We start from the raw sequence: 15,357 nt of genomic DNA, 5'->3' as shown, positions 1-15,357 counted from the left end.
TCACTCGATGCCGGCGGCGGGGTTCTCCGGATCGAAGGTGCCGAACTGGCGGAGGAACGCGCGGTCGGCCTCGGAGATGGGTGCCGGCTTCCCCGTCTCGCGGTCGAGCACGACGAGCACATTGAGACCCTCGAACACGAGCGTGCCGTTCTGGATGCCGCGGTTGGTGATGGAGAACGAGGACGTCCCCACGCGGCCGATCCCCAGCTCGATCCGCAGCTCCGGGCCGTGGTGCACCGGCGCCCGGTAGTTGAGCTCCACGCGCGCCACGAGCTTGGGGCGGTTGATCGCGTCCCGGTCCCGCATGGTGTTGAGCCAGTCGATGCGGGCCTGCTCCACGAGCGTGACGATCATGGCGTTGTTCACATGCCCCAGGATGTCCTGGTCGGACCAGCGGATCTGCGGGCGGGCGACGAATGCGGGGAAGATGCTCATGGGGCCTCCGGCGTTGGTGGACGGTGCGGGGTCTGCGGACATAGGCTCAAACTTAGCAATCGTTCGGCAAGCGTGTGAGCGCCGCGCTGAACCCTCCATCAGACGAAGGAGCCTGAGGTGTCCGCAGCCGCCGTCCCACCCCGCCCTCTGGACGGGATCCGCATACTCGACCTGGGCGGCATCGGCCCCGGCCCGTTCGCCGCGATGGTCCTCGCGGACCTGGGCGCAGAGGTCATCCGGGTGCACCGTCCGCAGGAGGCCGAGGCGGCCGCACGGGCACAGGCGGCGGGCCAGACGGCGGCCGCGATCGGCACCGTGAGCCCCGTCCTGGACCGCGGCAAGCGCTCACTCGTCCTCGACCTCAAGAGCGAGGCGGGCAGAGAGGTCGTCCTGCGGCTCCTGCCCTCGCTGGACGCCGTCATCGAGGGCTTCCGGCCGGGCGTGGCCGAGCGCATGGGGCTGGGACCGGCCGATCTGCTCGCGGAGCGGCCGGAGCTGGTCTACGGCCGCATCACGGGCTGGGGACAGACGGGGCCGGATGCCTCCAAGGCCGGTCACGACATGAACTACATCGCCGGCTCCGGCCTGCTCGCCCAGCTGGGCAGGGCGGGCGAGGCGCCGCAGTTCCCGGCCAATCTCGCCGGCGACTTCGGCGGAGGCGGGATGCAGCTGGCGCTCGGCATCGTCTCCGCGCTGCTGCGCGCGCGGATGAGCGGCAGCGGCTCCGTCGTGGATGCGGCGATGGCCGACGGCGCGAACCTCCTGTGGGCCATGCAGTTCGGCTTCGAGGCACAGGGCGTCTGGAAGGAGGGCCGCGGGCAGAACATGCTGGATTCCGGCGCACCGTTCTACGACGTCTACACCACTGCGGACGGCGGATATGTGAGTGTGGGCTGCATCGAGCCGCAGTTCTTCGCGGAGTTCGTGGAGAAGCTGGGCATCGCGGACCGGCTGCCGGCGATGGCCCGCAACGAGCACCGGCACCCCAAGCACTGGGCCGCGCAGCGCGCGGTCTTCACGGAGGCGCTGGGCTCCCGGACGCGGGCGGAGCTCGCGGAGCTGTTCGCGGGCTCCGACGCCTGCACCGTGGAGATCCGCTCCTGGGCGGAGGCGGAGGCGGACCCGCACAATCGGGCCCGCGGCCTGTTCTACCGCGACGAGGACGGTGTGCGGCACCCGGCCCCGGCTCCGCGCTTCGCGGACCTGGGCGGCGCGGCCTGGGCGGGCGGTTCCGCTCCGGGCCCGGTGGGGCGGACGCCGGGTGCACAGACGCCAGGCGAGCCTGCGCGCGGTGAGAGCGGGCCGGAGGTGGCCTCGGGCACGGGCACCGCTCCCGAGGTGCTGGGCGGCGGAGAGCCCTACGTCCGCCCCCGGCGTGCTCCCCGGGTGGGCGAGCACACGGACGAGGTGCTGGCCTCGGCGGGATTCGGCGCCGACGAGATCGCCGCCCTGAAGGAGACCGGCGCTCTGGGGTGAGCGGCGGCTTCCGGCAGGGCCCGGATACGCGCTGTGCCGCCCACCTATGAGTGGGCGGCACAGCGCGTCTGCGGGTGGCGCGGTGCCGGCGGACCCGGGCGCCGGCACCTCGGCGCCGGAAGCTCAGGCCAGCGTTCCGCCCGCGGCCGCGATCTCCTCCAGCGCCGCCTGTGACGGACCGGGAGCCACGCCTGCGACGAGGTCGGTGAGCACGCGGACCTCCGTGAGAGGGGCGAGGCGGTCCCGGTGCTCGAGCGCGTCGAGGGCGGAGGCACGCACGCAGTGGTCCGTGGCGATGCCCACGATGTCCAGCCGATCGATGCCGTGGGCGTCGAGGATCTGCGCGAGCGTGCTGCCGTCCTCGGCGACGCCCTCGAACGCGGAGTAGCCGTGAGTGCCCTGACCCTTGCGGATGTGGTGCGTGACCGCGGAGGTGCTGAGCGCGGGATCGTACTCCGCGCCGGGCGTGCCGGCCACGCAGTGCACGGGCCAGGTCGTCACGTAGTCGGGTTCGCCGGAGGCGAAGTGGCCGCCGTTGTCGCTGTCCGGGTCGTGCCAGTCCCGGGAGGCGAGGACGAGCGCGTAGTCCTGCGCATGCGCGGCCAGGTGGCGGGTGATCGCAGCGGCGGCAGCGCTGCCGCCGTCCACGCCCAGAGCGCCGCCCTCGGTGAAGTCGTTCTGCACATCGACGATGAGGAGTGCTGCAGTCATGTGCCGAGTCTAGTTCTGCGGGATCGCCTCAGGAATGCCCGCAGCGCTCTCACTCCGGGAGCGTGAGCTCCTCGAGCACCTCGGTCCCGCCGCGGAGCACATTGAGGTCGATGTACCTCTCCCGGCCGTCGTAGCCGTCCAGCCGGTCGCGGTGCGAGTACTGCCAGATCGTCCACTCCCTGCCGTCGGAGACGCGCGGCGGGAGGGTGACGGAGCGGAACCAGATGGGATTGTCCGGGTAGAGGTCCGCGACGTAGAGGTCATAGGCCTCACGGGTGAGGTAGAGCATGGGTGGGGCGCCGTAGTGCTCCTCGAGCCCTTCGAGCAGGGGGTCGAGGATGCCGTGGACCAGTTCTGCGGAGGGCGGGTCGTCGAAGTAGTCGCCGTAGAACTCAAGGTCCACGGTGGGGACCAGCGTGCCGGGATCCGCGGGCACCGTGTCGATGACGTTCTGGGCCTGGGACTCCCCGGGGCTCTCGAAGCTCATGAAGTGATACGCGCCCACGGGAAGGCCCTGCTCCTGTGCGCCTGCCCAGTTGGCCGCGAACTGCTCATCCACGTGCGAGGAGCCCTCCGTGGCCTTGAGCACGGCGAAGGAGATCGCGTCGCCGCGGCCCTGCACGGTGGAGCCGGTGAGCTCCTCCCAGTCGATGGTCCCCTGGTGCGCGGAGACGTCCACGCCCACCGCGGAGTCGCGGGGGACGAACCAGCGGTTGGGCCAGACGACCCCGGTGAAGACGAGTGTGCCCAGGACGCACAGGACCACCAGAGCCGAGGCTGCCGTCACTGTCACCCGCATCGCTCTGCTGCGCATCGTGGTCCTCCCCAGGTCTGCGGCTCCGCACCGCGACGTTCGCACATCGCGCTGTTCCGGTCTCGTGGGATCATTCCAGGCGGAGCTGTGACCGGCAGTCAGGAAGACGGCGCGCGCACCGAGACGGCGCAGGCCGTTCCCCGATGATCTGGCATGCTGACGGCAGAGGACCCCGCAGGGCGGGATCAGCAGGCTCAGCTACGACCCCACGGCGGTGTCGGGAAGGCGGATCATGACAGAGACGGCCGGTACGGCAGAGACGGCCCCGGAGCAGGGCGTTCCCTTCCTCGCGCCCTCCTTCACGGAGCAGTTCGCGCACCTCGCGCAGCGTTGCGGCGACCGGGCCGCGGTGATCACGGCGGAGGCGGAGATGACGTTCGCACAGCTCGATGCGCGCACCAACCAGTCCGTCCGTCTGTTCGAGGCCCGCGGCGTGGCGGAGGGGGACTTCGTCCTCATCTCCACCCCGGACTGCGCCCTCATGCTGGAGGCGAGCGTGGCCGCGCTCAAGCTCGGCGCGATCCCCATGCCCGTCTCGGACCGCCTCACGCAGGCGGAGCTCGACGGGCTCGTCGCACTGGCCTCGCCGGCGCTGGCGGTGGACACGACTGCGCGTGAGGTGAGCGCACCTCGGCTGCGGGATCTCACCGAGGCCCGGGAGCTGTCCGCGGACCCGGTCCCGGCCGTGGTGGGCCCCTCGCTCAAGGCGCCCACCTCCGGCGGCTCCACCGGCACGCCCAAGATCATCGTCTCCACGTCCCCCGGGGCGCCGGAGGGCTATCACCTGCTGGGTGCGGCGATGCGCGTGCCGGCGGACGGCGTCTGCCTCGTCACGGCGGCGCTCTACCACAACGCCTCGTTCAGCAATGCGCTGGCCGCGCTGGTCCACGGCAGCACGGCAGTGCTCATGGACCGCTTCGACGCTCAGGAGGCGCTGCGCCTCATCGACCGTCACCGGGCCACCTGGATCTACATGGTGCCCACGATGATGCTGAGGATCTGGAAGCTCGAGGACGAGGTGAAGGCCGGGTACGACCTCTCCAGCCTGCGCACCGCGCTCCACCTCGCCGCACCCTGCCCCGCCTGGCTCAAGCGCGCATGGATCGGCTGGCTGGGCGCCGACGTCGTCTACGAGGTCTTCGGCACCACGGAGGGGCAGGCCGCCACTGCCATCAGCGGTGCGGACTGGCTGGAGCGGCCGGGCTCCGTGGGCCGGGTGATCTCCGGCGAGATGGTCATCCGCGACAGCACGGGGGCCGAGGCCGCTCCCGGAACCGTGGGTGAGGTCTGGGTCCGCCGCGGCGCGGAGGAGCCCAAGCCCTACCGTTACCTGGGAGCCGAGGCCGAGGACGACGGAACCGGCTGGGAGACGGTGGGCGACATGGGATGGAAGGACGAGGACGGCTTCGTCTACCTCTCCGACCGCCGCTCGGACATGATCCTGTTGGTTGGGTGAACGTCTACCCCGCGGAGATCGAGGCCGCCGCCGAATCCCATCCCGCGGTCCTCTCCTCCGGCTGCGTGGGCCTGGCCGACGACGAGCTGGGTCAGCGGCCGGCGCTCATCGTGCAGACGGCCTCGGGCGCGGTTCCGGCCGATCTCGAGGCGCATCTGGACGGTCTGCTGTCCCGGATCAAGCGGCCAACGCGGGTGCTGGCGGACACGGAGCCGCTGCGCGATCCGGCGGGCAAGGTGCGCCGCCGGGAGCTCGCCGCACGGTTCGCATGAGTGCGCGGGTGCGTGGTGCTGCCTGAGCGGTGAGGTGCGCACCCTGCCTCCGGTTTCCCACTCTGCAGAGTGGGAAACCGGAGGCAGGGTGCCGGTTGCCGGAGTCGAGGTGGCCCCGCGGAGCTGCGCGCTCAGGGCTCCGCTCCCGGGGCTCTCCCGTCCCTCAGAACTCCACAGGGCGGTTGTCGATGAGCCGGGTGCCTCCGACCGTCGCAGAGAGGAGCAGCAGTGCCGGGCCCCGGAAGTCTGCCGGGCAGGGGCGGAAGGTCGCGGCCTCGACGAGGCTGAGGTAGTCGAGCTCGAAGGAGCCCGTCTCCGCAGCCGCCGCGACGACCTCGCGGGCGGCGGCTTCCACGGCCGCCGGGCCGGCCTCCGCGCGGGCCGCTCCGGCCGCGAGCGCACGGGGGATGACGAGGGCGGCCGTCCTGTCCGCCGCACTCAGGTACTGGTTCCGGCTGGACATGGCGAGGCCGTCGGCATCTCTGACGACGGGCAGGCCGATCAGCTCGATGCCCATGTCGAGATCCGCGATCATGCGCTTGACCAGTGAGAACTGCTGGATGTCCTTGAGGCCGAAGACCGCGGAGTCCGGCCGGACGAGGTGGAAGAGCTTCGCCACGACCGTGAGCACCCCGTCGAAGTGCCCCGGCCGGGCCGCCCCCTCGAAGACCTGCCCCATCCGCCCGGATGAGACCGTCACCTGGGGCGCGGAGGGGTACATCTCCTCCTGTGCGGGTGCGAAGACGAAGTCGACCCCGGCGCTCTCGCACAGCCGCAGGTCGTCCTCGAAGGGGCGGGGGTAGCGGTCGAAGTCCTCGCCGGGCCCGAACTGGAGCGGATTCACGAAGATGCTCGTCACCACCGCGTCCGCCGATTCCCGTGCACGGTCCATGAGGGCCCGGTGGCCGGAGTGCAGCGCGCCCATCGTGGGCACGAGGGCGACGGCGCCGGTCTGGGCGGCACGCCACTCGCGCAGCGCCTCGATGCCGCCTGTCCTCCTCACTCGAAGCTCCGCTCGGCTTCGGGGAAGGTGCCCTCGCGCACCTCGTCGACGTACTCGCGCACCGCCGCGGAGAGCACTCCGTGCAGGTCCGCGTACTGCTTGACGAAGCGCGGTGCCCTGCCCGGCCGCAGCCCCGCCATGTCCTGCCACACGAGGACCTGCGCATCGCAGTCCGCCCCGGCGCCGATCCCCACCGTCGGGATCGGCAGCTCCGCGGTCACCCGGGCGGCCAGTTCCGCCGGGACCATCTCCATGACCACGGCGAATGCGCCGGCCTCGGCGACGGCGCGCGCATCCGCGAGCAGGGCCTCGGCCGCCTCGCCCCGGCCCTGGACCCGGTAGCCGCCGAGGCTGTGCTCGGCCTGCGGGGTGAAGCCGATGTGCGCCATGACGGGGATGCCCGCAGTGGTGAGAGCGCGGATGCGGGAGGCCATCGTGGTGCCGCCCTCGAGTTTGACGGCGTGCACCTCGGCCTCCTTCATGAACCGCACGCCCGAGGCGACGGCCTGCTCGTCGGAGATCTCGTAGCTGCCGAAGGGGAGGTCCGCGACGACGAGCGCCCGTGCGGTCGCCCGCGCGACGGCGCGGGCCAGCGGGATGAGTTCGTCGACGGTCACGGGCAGCGTCGTGGCATGGCCGTAGACGTTGTTGGCCGCGGAATCCCCCACGAGCAGGGCCTCGACGCCGGACTGCTCGAAGAGAGCGGCGGTGTACTGGTCGTAGCTCGTGAGCATCGCCCATCTGCGTCCCTCGGCCTTCGCCTGGAGCAGGTCGAGCGTCCGCACCCGCCGCGGGGGCCGCCGGTCCGTAGGGGCGGGCTGAGACGGCGCGTCCGGTCCTGCGCTCGTGCCTGCGGCGGCTCCTTCGGCAGCAGGCGGGCCGGAGCCGTAGGGCGGGGTCTCTTCAGCGGTGTGCGGGTGCGGGGCAGCGGACATGGACTTCCTCTTCGTCGACAGGACTCTGGGGCTGGACCGGTTCCCATTGTCCCTGTGGCGGAGGGCACATTCACCCTGGTCTCGGTGGTGGAGACGGAAAGTGGTGAGGGCGGAAAAGGGCCGCGCCACTGCAGGGCCCGCGGGCCCTGCATTTCGGGTTCTTCCCAGCTGGGTGGCCCGCCGGTAGTATTCCGTCATGACTCGACAACGACGCGAACCTGCTGGTGAGCGATCCTGGTGGGGGTGGGGGAAGGTGAGCGAGGCGCTTTCGTCACAGGAGACGGAAGAGCTTGAGCGAAGCCTCGCAGCCAGCGACCCGGGGCATGATGCGAGAGTCCACGCACCACCTGATCCCCGTCACCTGAACCTCCCCGCGCCGCGTGTGCAGCCGCCTGCGGCGTTGAGCGCGCTGTTCGGCGCTGATCCGGTCGACCGAGCCGGGCACACCCACGGAAAGGCGTTCCGTGACGTGGTGCGAAATCTTAGAGGAGACCTGTCCGCAGCACCGGACTGGGTAGTGCGCCCTACGTCTGAAACAGATCTTGCCGACATCCTCGACTGGTGCTCCCAGGAGCAGGTAGCCGCGATCCCCTATGGCGGCGGGAGCTCTGTCGTTGGTGGTACCGAAGCACGTTTCAGCGGCCCTGCGATCTCGATCGATATGGAGCTGTTCGACCAGGTACTCGAGATCGACCGCACCAGCCGTGCGGCCAGAATCCAGGCGGGGGTCTATGGCCCCGCCCTGGAGGACCAGCTGCGGCCTCACGGGCTGACGCTGCGTCATTATCCGCAGTCGTTCGCCTATTCCACCCTGGGGGGCTGGCTGGCGACCAGGGCCGGCGGTCACTTTGCCACGCTGTACACCCACATCGACGATCTCACCGAGTCGATGCGGGTTGTCACCCCGCAGGGGGTCAGCGAATCCCGACGGCTGCCCGGTTCTGGTGCAGGTCCGTCACCGGATCGCCTCTTCCTCGGCTCAGAAGGTTCCCTGGGGATCATCACCGAGGCGTGGATGCGGTTGCAGGACCGGCCTGTATACCAGACCACGGCGTCCGTGCTGTTCGACTCCTACACTGAGGCAGTCGCAGCCACTCGGGCGATCGCTCAGGCGGGTCTGTATCCGACGAACTGTCGTCTGCTCGACCCCAATGAAGCTCGAGGCAGCGCTGGTATGGAGTCAGGCGGCGGCATTCTGGTTCTTGCCTTCGAATCCGCAGATCATCCGGTTGACGCATGGATCGAGCGCGCGACGGAGATCGTGAGTGATCACGGGGGCCGGGTGCAGGATCGGACACGCCGCGATGCGGCGGGAGCATCCTCCGGTGGCGCGGCGGGAGCCTGGCGGTCAGCATTCCTGCGCATGCCCTATTGGCGTGATGCTCTCGCGCAGCGGTCCATCATAGCCGAGACCTTCGAGACCGCCTGTACATGGGATGCTTTCGAGGAGTTCCACGCAGCAGTGACCACCGCAGTGCAGGGTGCGCTGAACGATATCTGCGGCGGGGGCACCGTGTCCTGTCGGTTCACGCATGTGTATCCCGACGGCCCCGCGCCCTACTACGGTGTGCGCGCGCCTGGCCGGTGGGACGGTCTGCTGGCACAGTGGGACGAGATCAAAGCTGCCGTCTCCGAGGCCATCATCAGCGCCGGAGGCACGATCACGCATCACCATGCCGTGGGGCGAGACCACGCACCGTGGTACGCGCAGCAGCGGCCGGACCTCTACGCGGCCGGTCTGCAAGCGGTCAAAGGGAGGCTCGACCCCGCTGGGATCATGAACCCCGGCGTCCTGGGCATAGGGATGCCGGGGAAATAGTTCGCCATGCGGGAGGCCGGTGCAGCGATGGCAGCGCCGGCCTCCCGCAGCGGTGAAAGCCCCGGCGTGCACCTGCCGTGGCACTGGGTCCTCCCGGCCTCGGCGTCTACTCGCCCCGGTGCTTGCGCACCGCGGCGATGGGCGCCTCCGCTGTACCGGTGCCGGGGCGGATGCAGCGCGGTAGCCGGAGCATGAACCAGGCGCCGATGAGGAAGGCGCTCCATGAGGTGATGATGCCGACAAGCCCACCGGCGATGACGATTCTTCCCAGATCTCGTGGCCGAGCATGAGGCTGAGAGTGTCCGCGATGACCAGCGGTTCCCTATGCTGCGGTTCGCCGCCCACCACCAGGCCGAGGACGAGGAACACGCCAACGAGGGGCAGGAAGCTCACGACGAAGGTCTGCACGAGCGAGACCATCCGGATGCCGGGGGCGTTGAATGAGGCACATGATGACGGAGATACAGCCCGCGTGATCGCCCAGGAGCCGCAAACCGCTGTTCAGGGCCCATGCTGCGCAGGAGGCAGTTGTGCTCACCGCTGGAGAAAGGCATCGCTGAGACCGGCTCGGAGTACACCAAACCCACGAGGATCATGATGATCTCGCCTGCGGCGAAAGCGAGTATGGCGCCTACGGTGCCGGCGTCCTGGACCCACCTGATGGTGAGCCGGATCCAGCCGAAGCCGATTATCGCGCCGAAACTCATGAACAGGATGTCGAGCGAGCCTAGAACCTTGGCCGAGCCGGAGGAGCCGTGCGTATGCGTGTTGTTCACAGCGAAGCCTGCCGTTCCGCGCGGAGAGGCTTCATGCCCGTTCCGTGACGCTGCAAGGGGTTGCGGTCGATCATAGAGGACAGGAGAAGGTGCGCACGCCGAAATACTGAGAGGTGCGCTGGCGTCCCCGGGCGCGGACGGAATTGTCGAGGCAGGTCGGACCTCACTCGCCCCCCGGCACCCAGGTGCCCCTCCGCTCCTCGAACACGATGTGGGTCTCGGTGCTGCGGACCGCCGGGTGCCGGGTGATGCGGTCGAGCACGAGATCCTGCAGCTGCCTGCTGTCCCGCACCGCGACCGTGACGAAGAAGTCGGAGCGGCCCGTGAGGTTGAGGATCCGCAGCACGTGCGGGGTGTGCTCCAGCGCTTCCATGAAGCGGTTCACATCGGCCCGCGAGTGGCTGGTCATCGTCACGACGATGACGGCCTGCAGGGCGTATCCCAGCTGTGTGTGGTCGAGGTCGAGGCGCGCCCGCCCCACCACCCCGGCGCGCCGGAGGCGGCGCAGCCGGTAGGCGCACGTGGACTCCGCGATGCCCAGGCGGGCGGCCAACGCCTTGTTCGTCAGCTCCGGCTGTCCGGAGAGCTCGCGGATGAGCGCGTGGTCCGCCTTGTCGAGGGAGAGGTTCTGCTCGGCGGCTGACATCCGTCCTCCTTGAACGTCCATTTTTGCTGAAGGTGCATTTCCAGCTCCTGTTGCTGCAGCTCTCGACAATGCCTATGGAATGATTCTGTGCCTTCGTCAACCATACGAGTATGGATCACTCGACGAGGAGCACCCCGCAGGCCTCCCGCACCGCCGTGGACACGTCCGCGGTGCACGCCGGACGCGACGATCTCGCCGCTTTGGGCGTGCACGCGCTGCCCCTCGACCTCTCGACCACCAACCCCCTGCCGGACATCGAGGCGGGCGGGGACTCCTATGAGGCGCTCGCCGGCGGGAGCGTCCTGCCCGCCGGAGGCAGCGCCGTCTACGCCCGCCTGTGGAACCCCACGGTCGCACGCTTCGAGGCGGGGCTGGCGGAGCTCGAGCACGCGGAGGCGGCCGTCGCCTTCTCCTCGGGCATGGCCGCGTTCGCAGCCGCGCTGCTGGCCTTCTGCACCTCGGCGGGCCGGCCGCACGTCGTGGCCGTCCGGCCGCTGTACGGCGGCTCGGACCATGTCCTCGCCTCCGGGCTGCTGGGCACCGAGGCGACCTTCTGCGGGCCGGATGAGATCGCCTCGGCGATCCGAGAGGACACCGGACTCGTGGTGCTGGAGACTCCCGCCAATCCCACCTTGGAGCTCACGGACATCGCCTCCGCCGTGGAGCAGGCTGGCGAGGTGCCGGTGCTCGTGGACAACACCTTCGCCACGCCGGTGCTGCAGAATCCGCTGAATCACGGAGCCGCCTTCGCGCTCCACAGCGCCACCAAGTACCTGGGCGGGCACGGGGACGCGCTGGGCGGGATCCTCGCGTGCGCGGAGGAGCGGGCCGTGCGGCTGCGCTCCGTGCGGGCGGTCACCGGCGGGATCCTCCACCCGCTCGCCGCCTACCTCTTCCATCGCGGGCTCGCCACCCTGCCGGTGCGGATGCGCGCCCAGCAGGACACGGCCTGTGAGATCGCGACGCGGCTCACCGAGCATCCCGCCGTCGCCGAGGTGTTCTATCCCGGTCTCGCGCCGGACCCGGCCGGTGTGCTGGGCAGGCAGATGAGGGGCCCGGGTGCGATGGTTTCGATCCGCCTGCGGGGCGGCTTCGCGGCCGCCGAGGCGCTCACCGGGCGGCTGCGCCTGTTCACCCATGCGGTCTCCCTGGGCGGGGTGGATTCGCTCATCCAGCACCCGGCCGCCCTCACCCACCGTCCGGTGGCGCCCGAGGCCCGCCCGGGCTCCGACGTGGTGCGCATGTCTATCGGGCTGGAGGCGGCCGAGGACCTCATCGCGGACCTGGACGCGGCGCTGGAGGTGCCGGCGGACTAGGATGACGCACTATGGCCATCGGCTCGACGATCCACGTATTCACGGTCCAGCTGGCCGACATCGACCGCGGCGTCTATGAGGACTTCACCCTCAGAGTCGCGCGGCACCCTTCGGAGACGGACGCGTACATGATGACGCGCGTCCTCGCCTACTGCCTGGAGTACGAGGAGGGGATCGAGTTCGGCACCGGCGTCTCGACGACGGACGAGCCGGCGGTCCTGGTCAGGGACCTCACGGGCAGCATCACGGCGTGGATCGAGGTGGGTGCGCCCGATGCCGCGCGGCTGCACGCCGGCAGCAAGCTGGCCGGCCGTGCAGCGGTGTACACGCACCGTGATCCGGAGTTCGTCATGGCGGCGTGGACGGGAAAGACGATCCACCGTGCCGACGCGCTGGTGCTGCGCAGCTTCGACGCCGGGTTCATCGAGGCGGCGGTCGCCCTGCTCGCGAGGCGCAATGCGCTCTCCCTGTCGCTCACGGAGGGCGAGCTCTACCTCGAACTGGGCGGCACGACGCTCAGCTCACAGGTGCACGAGCACCGACTCGCCTGAGAGCAGCGGGTTCGCCGCTCGCCCAGACGTGCGGCCTGCCTCAGCGCTTCCTGTATGCCCGGCCTCTGGGGCTCACCGAGACGACTTCGATCACCACTTCGCTGTCGATGATGCGATAGAGGATCCGATATTCGCCTCGACGGGCGGAGTACAAGGGCGCAAGAGGTTCGCGAAGCGGCTTGCCGACGCGATGGGGGTTCTCGCTCAGAGGGCCGAGGATGAATGCGAAAGCCGCCGCTGCGATGCGTTCCGGGAGGTCCTTCTCCAGGGCTCGCTTCGCGCCTCCGGTGAAGACGACTGTGTAGCGTTCGGTCACGCGGGCAGCCTGCCGGCAGCCTCCATCGCGGCGCGGACCTCCTCGGCGGAATGCGTGGCACCCGCTCTCAGATCGGCGAGTCCTGCGCTGATCGCCGCCATCTCCTCGGAGTCGGCCAGGACGTCGAGTGTCTCCACGAGAGTGTCGTAGTCGTCCGCACTCAGAAGAACGGCAGTGCGGACGCCGTTGCGCGTCACCTCGAAGCGTTCGTGGGTCCTCGCCGAGGAATCCACGAGCTGGGAGAACCGCGCCCGTGCCTGCGCTACTGACAAAGTGCTCATGTACACAATTCTAGTGTCCCTGATCGGGTGAGAGGAAGGCCGGCGGGCGAGCGTGCCGTCTGGCGGTGCACGGAGCGGTCGCCGTTCTGGGGCCCGGTCTGTTCGGCTGCGCGCTGGCACAGGAGTCCACACGCCTCCGGTCGACGTGATCGGCGTCGGCCGCGGCGAGCAGGTGGTCGACGGCGCGGACGGCACCCTGAGCGTCGTAGCGCGCGGATATGCCACGGAGCCCGAGGCCGCCTACCCGCCGGACGAGAGGTCCTCGGCGCGGAGGTACCGCACTGATCCGGAGCATTCCCAGCGCGCAGCCGCTCGGCGCACCCGCTCCGCGCAGAACTCGCTGATCGTCGCGAAGGCGGGGGCGGCCTCGGACGCGGACGGAACTGCCGCGGCGGAGGCGGTGCCCCGTCCCGTGTCCGTACCGCGACCGGCGCGCAGCCGGGAGGCGATGGGCTCCGCCCTCTGGACGAGCACGAAGCGGCGCGCCCCGCCGTCGCGGGCATTGGCCTCCATCACGGCCTGGGCCGTGGTGCCGGAGCCGGCGAAGAAGTCGAGGACCACTGCTGAGGGATCGTGCCAGGTGACGGCCTCGACGAGGGTGCGTACGAGCTCCACGGGCTTGGGGTAGCCGAAGATCCCGCCGAGCCCCAGCTCCTCGAGGTCGCTCCGGCCCTGCGAGCCCATCACGCGCAGGATCGAGTAGAGCTTGGAGGTCGCCTGCTCCGCCGGAGTGAGGCGGACGACGGCGTGCCGGCGCTCGCCGGTGTCCGGATCCGGTTCTCCCCAGGGCCGGAGGGCCAGCTCCCCGGAGGCCAGCCGCCTGTCGATCTCGGCCAGCTTCGCCGGGCCCCGCACGGCCTCGATGTCCTCGTACATGAGTCTGCGCTCCCGTCCGCGGACGTACGTCCCGAAGCTCACGCGCAGCACGTCGTCCTCGACGAGCATCCGCCGGCCGTCGATCACCTCGTACCTGGCGGGCGGCTTCTTCTCCGTCACCAGTGGTCCGGCCGCATCGAGGCTGCGGGCCCACGCATGGATGTAGTCGTGCCCGCGGATGACGAACTTCGCCTGCCCGCCGCCCTTGGCACGCTGATGGATGAGCGTTCCGAGGCTGTTCTCCTCGCCGAACACCTCATGTCCCAGGATCTGTGCGAAGGCCTGCTCCCGGTCGTCGATGTGGAGGAACAGCACCCCGTCCTCCCGCATGAGCGCGCGGGCGAGCTCGAGGCGGGGGCGCATGAAGTCCAGCCACGCGGCGTGGTCCCGGTACGGGGAACGGGCGCCGCCCGAGGCCGGATCGGCTGAGGGGGCGGACGCGTGTGTGGGCCCGCAGCAGGGGTCCGGGCCGCCCGCTGAGGCCGGCTCCGTGGGGCAGGCGTCCGAGGAGGAGGCCGAGGAGGAGGCCGAGGTGCGGAACGAGTCCCGGTACGTGTGTGCGTTCCCGGTGTTGTAGGGAGGGTCGATGTAGACGACTCGCACCGTGCCGCGGTGCGTGGGCAGCAGCGCGCGGAGCGCGTCGAGGTTGTCGCCCTCGATGACGAGGTCGTCACCGGTCGTGACCGGAGACGGCGCGGAGTGGCGGGCCTCTGCGACGGTCCGGGCGACCTGTCCCGCGGCGGTCCGTGACGTGCTGGAGCCTCCGGAGATGGGGGAGGCCGCCGGTGCCTCGACGGCTGAGGAGACCTGGCCCGGCCGGGACAGGGGCACATCTCGCACCTGTGCCGTTCCCCGCTGGTCCGCTCCTGCCATGAGTACGACTGTAGCGGCGAACCTCGTCGCAGGTGTGCGCGGCAGAGGCTCGCCGTGCAGGGGTCAGCTGCGGGGATCAGCGGCGCTGGTGCCCGAGGTGCCCGAGGCTCGGAGGCGGGCGGTGCGGCTGTACGGGGTGGGGTTCAGCCCTCGTCGGCGAAGCCGTCGGCTTCCTGCCGCAGGCCGTCGACGGTGTCCACCGGCAGGACCCCATCGTCGGCCACGGCGTCGACGTCGAGGTCGTCGCCGTCGAGCTGGGCGGTCTCCGCGTCGTCGCCGCCGTCGGAGACCATCTCGTCGCCCACGCGATTGCCCTGTTCCGCCGCGGGCGTCTCCTCCGCGGAGAACGCGTCCACGGCGCCGAGGGGATCGCTGGTCTCGCTGCCGAACTCCTGCCGCGGAGGGCTGTCGTCGAGGAGCGCGTCGTCCGCACCTTCGACGCCCGTGCCTTCCGGGCCCGCGCCGCCGGGCTCCGCGGCCTCGGGCTCCAGGCTGCCGAGCGACACGTGCTCGGGGGCGACCTCGGGTGCCCCGTCGGCCTCGTCCGGCCCGGGCTCCATGCCGGGAGCGAGTCCGTCCCCGGCGCTGGACTCTCCGCCGCTGAACTCCCCGTCCCGGAACTCCGCATCGAGGGCCTGGGCCTCGGCTTCCTCCTCGGCGGCCTCGAGGATCTCGTCCGGCGTGGGTTCGGCCTCCGGCGAGAGGCGCGCGTCCTCCGCTTCGAATGCGCTGTCGTGGGTCTCGGTCATGATCGCTCCCGTCCTTCGAATCGCTCTGCTTCGCGGGTGCTGCCGGCCGTGT

16 protein-coding genes are annotated in these 15,357 nt (G+C 70.5%); 6 read left to right on the top strand and 10 right to left on the bottom strand.

Annotated features, from left to right (window positions below):
- A complete protein-coding gene (locus ABD240_RS09845) occupies nt 1-477 on the bottom strand; it encodes an acyl-CoA thioesterase (protein ID WP_291792696.1) in 477 nt (158 codons plus the stop codon).
- A 75-nt stretch (nt 478-552) separates the two neighbouring features.
- Here ABD240_RS09845 and ABD240_RS09840 point away from each other — a divergent pair, with 75 nt between their 5' ends.
- Nucleotides 553-1,911 carry a CaiB/BaiF CoA transferase family protein gene (locus ABD240_RS09840; protein WP_344337026.1) on the top strand — a complete coding sequence of 453 codons (1,359 nt, stop codon included), beginning with the start codon at nt 553-555 and terminating at the stop codon, nt 1,909-1,911.
- Nucleotides 1,912-2,034: 123 nt separating this feature from the next.
- On the opposite strand, the gene ABD240_RS09835 is transcribed toward ABD240_RS09840, so the two are convergent.
- Together ABD240_RS09835 and ABD240_RS09830 are read right to left on the bottom strand one after the other, a co-directional pair.
- Nucleotides 2,035-2,622, bottom strand: a complete 588-nt coding sequence (locus ABD240_RS09835) for an isochorismatase family protein (RefSeq protein ID WP_344337025.1) — start codon at nt 2,620-2,622, stop codon at nt 2,035-2,037.
- A 49-nt stretch (nt 2,623-2,671) separates the two neighbouring features.
- On the bottom strand, nt 2,672-3,436 hold the full coding sequence (locus tag ABD240_RS09830) for a GH25 family lysozyme (protein WP_344337024.1): 765 nt from the start codon (nt 3,434-3,436) through the stop codon (nt 2,672-2,674).
- A gap of 232 nt (nt 3,437-3,668) precedes the next feature.
- On the opposite strand from ABD240_RS09830, the gene ABD240_RS09825 reads away from it, so the two are divergent.
- Together ABD240_RS09825 and ABD240_RS09820 are read left to right on the top strand one after the other, a co-directional pair.
- Nucleotides 3,669-4,892, top strand: coding sequence for an AMP-binding protein (locus ABD240_RS09825; protein WP_344337023.1), 1,224 nt, complete (start codon nt 3,669-3,671; stop codon nt 4,890-4,892).
- On the top strand, nt 4,889-5,164 hold the full coding sequence (locus ABD240_RS09820) for an AMP-binding enzyme (protein ID WP_344337022.1): 276 nt from the start codon (nt 4,889-4,891) through the stop codon (nt 5,162-5,164). The genes ABD240_RS09825 and ABD240_RS09820 overlap by 4 nt, the downstream gene beginning before the upstream one ends.
- Before the next feature lie 163 nt (nt 5,165-5,327).
- Here ABD240_RS09820 and panC read toward each other — a convergent pair whose 3' ends face one another.
- Both panC and panB read right to left on the bottom strand, forming a co-directional pair.
- The gene (panC, locus tag ABD240_RS09815; RefSeq protein ID WP_291792712.1) at nt 5,328-6,167 is read right to left on the bottom strand and encodes a pantoate--beta-alanine ligase; all 840 of its coding nucleotides are present in this window, start codon (nt 6,165-6,167) and stop codon (nt 5,328-5,330) included.
- On the bottom strand, nt 6,164-7,102 hold the full coding sequence (gene panB / locus ABD240_RS09810) for a 3-methyl-2-oxobutanoate hydroxymethyltransferase (protein ID WP_291792715.1): 939 nt from the start codon (nt 7,100-7,102) through the stop codon (nt 6,164-6,166). Before panB ends, panC begins: the two co-directional genes overlap by 4 nt.
- A 400-nt stretch (nt 7,103-7,502) precedes the next feature.
- Here panB and ABD240_RS09805 point away from each other — a divergent pair, with 400 nt between their 5' ends.
- Complete coding sequence (locus ABD240_RS09805) at nt 7,503-8,921, top strand: FAD-binding oxidoreductase (protein WP_291792718.1); 1,419 nt, start codon at nt 7,503-7,505, stop codon at nt 8,919-8,921.
- Between the two features lie 939 nt (nt 8,922-9,860).
- Here the strand turns inward: ABD240_RS09805 and ABD240_RS09800 are convergent.
- Nucleotides 9,861-10,343 carry an Lrp/AsnC family transcriptional regulator gene (locus tag ABD240_RS09800; protein WP_291792724.1) on the bottom strand — a complete coding sequence of 161 codons (483 nt, stop codon included), beginning with the start codon at nt 10,341-10,343 and terminating at the stop codon, nt 9,861-9,863.
- A gap of 110 nt (nt 10,344-10,453) precedes the next feature.
- Between ABD240_RS09800 and ABD240_RS09795 the strand changes: the two genes are divergently transcribed.
- Nucleotides 10,454-11,659 carry a trans-sulfuration enzyme family protein gene (locus ABD240_RS09795; RefSeq protein ID WP_344337021.1) on the top strand — a complete coding sequence of 402 codons (1,206 nt, stop codon included), beginning with the start codon at nt 10,454-10,456 and terminating at the stop codon, nt 11,657-11,659.
- An 11-nt stretch (nt 11,660-11,670) separates the two neighbouring features.
- Entirely contained in the window at nt 11,671-12,210 is a 540-nt protein-coding gene (locus ABD240_RS09790; RefSeq protein WP_344337020.1) for a YaeQ family protein, read from the top strand.
- Between the two features lie 40 nt (nt 12,211-12,250).
- On the opposite strand, the gene ABD240_RS09785 is transcribed toward ABD240_RS09790, so the two are convergent.
- The 4 genes from ABD240_RS09785 to ABD240_RS09770 all read right to left on the bottom strand — a co-directional run bounded on the left by ABD240_RS09785 (nt 12,251) and on the right by ABD240_RS09770 (nt 15,305).
- Nucleotides 12,251-12,526: a type II toxin-antitoxin system RelE family toxin gene (locus tag ABD240_RS09785; protein ID WP_291792734.1), complete on the bottom strand. Its 276-nt coding sequence runs from the start codon at nt 12,524-12,526 to the stop codon at nt 12,251-12,253.
- A complete protein-coding gene (locus ABD240_RS09780; protein WP_291792737.1) occupies nt 12,523-12,807 on the bottom strand; it encodes a type II toxin-antitoxin system Phd/YefM family antitoxin in 285 nt (94 codons plus the stop codon). Before ABD240_RS09780 ends, ABD240_RS09785 begins: the two co-directional genes overlap by 4 nt.
- A 240-nt stretch (nt 12,808-13,047) precedes the next feature.
- Nucleotides 13,048-14,556: a site-specific DNA-methyltransferase gene (locus ABD240_RS09775; RefSeq protein ID WP_344337019.1), complete on the bottom strand. Its 1,509-nt coding sequence runs from the start codon at nt 14,554-14,556 to the stop codon at nt 13,048-13,050.
- A gap of 143 nt (nt 14,557-14,699) precedes the next feature.
- Nucleotides 14,700-15,305, bottom strand: coding sequence for a hypothetical protein (locus ABD240_RS09770; protein ID WP_344337018.1), 606 nt, complete (start codon nt 15,303-15,305; stop codon nt 14,700-14,702).
- Nucleotides 15,306-15,357: the final 52 nt, after the last annotated feature.

It is taken from the genome of Brevibacterium salitolerans, from assembly GCF_039531405.1.
In the GTDB taxonomy this organism is placed as follows: Bacteria; Actinomycetota; Actinomycetes; order Actinomycetales; family Brevibacteriaceae; genus Brevibacterium; species Brevibacterium salitolerans.
The sequence above is the reverse complement of the archived record's forward strand: the minus strand, read 5'-3'. Positions and strand labels throughout refer to the sequence as shown.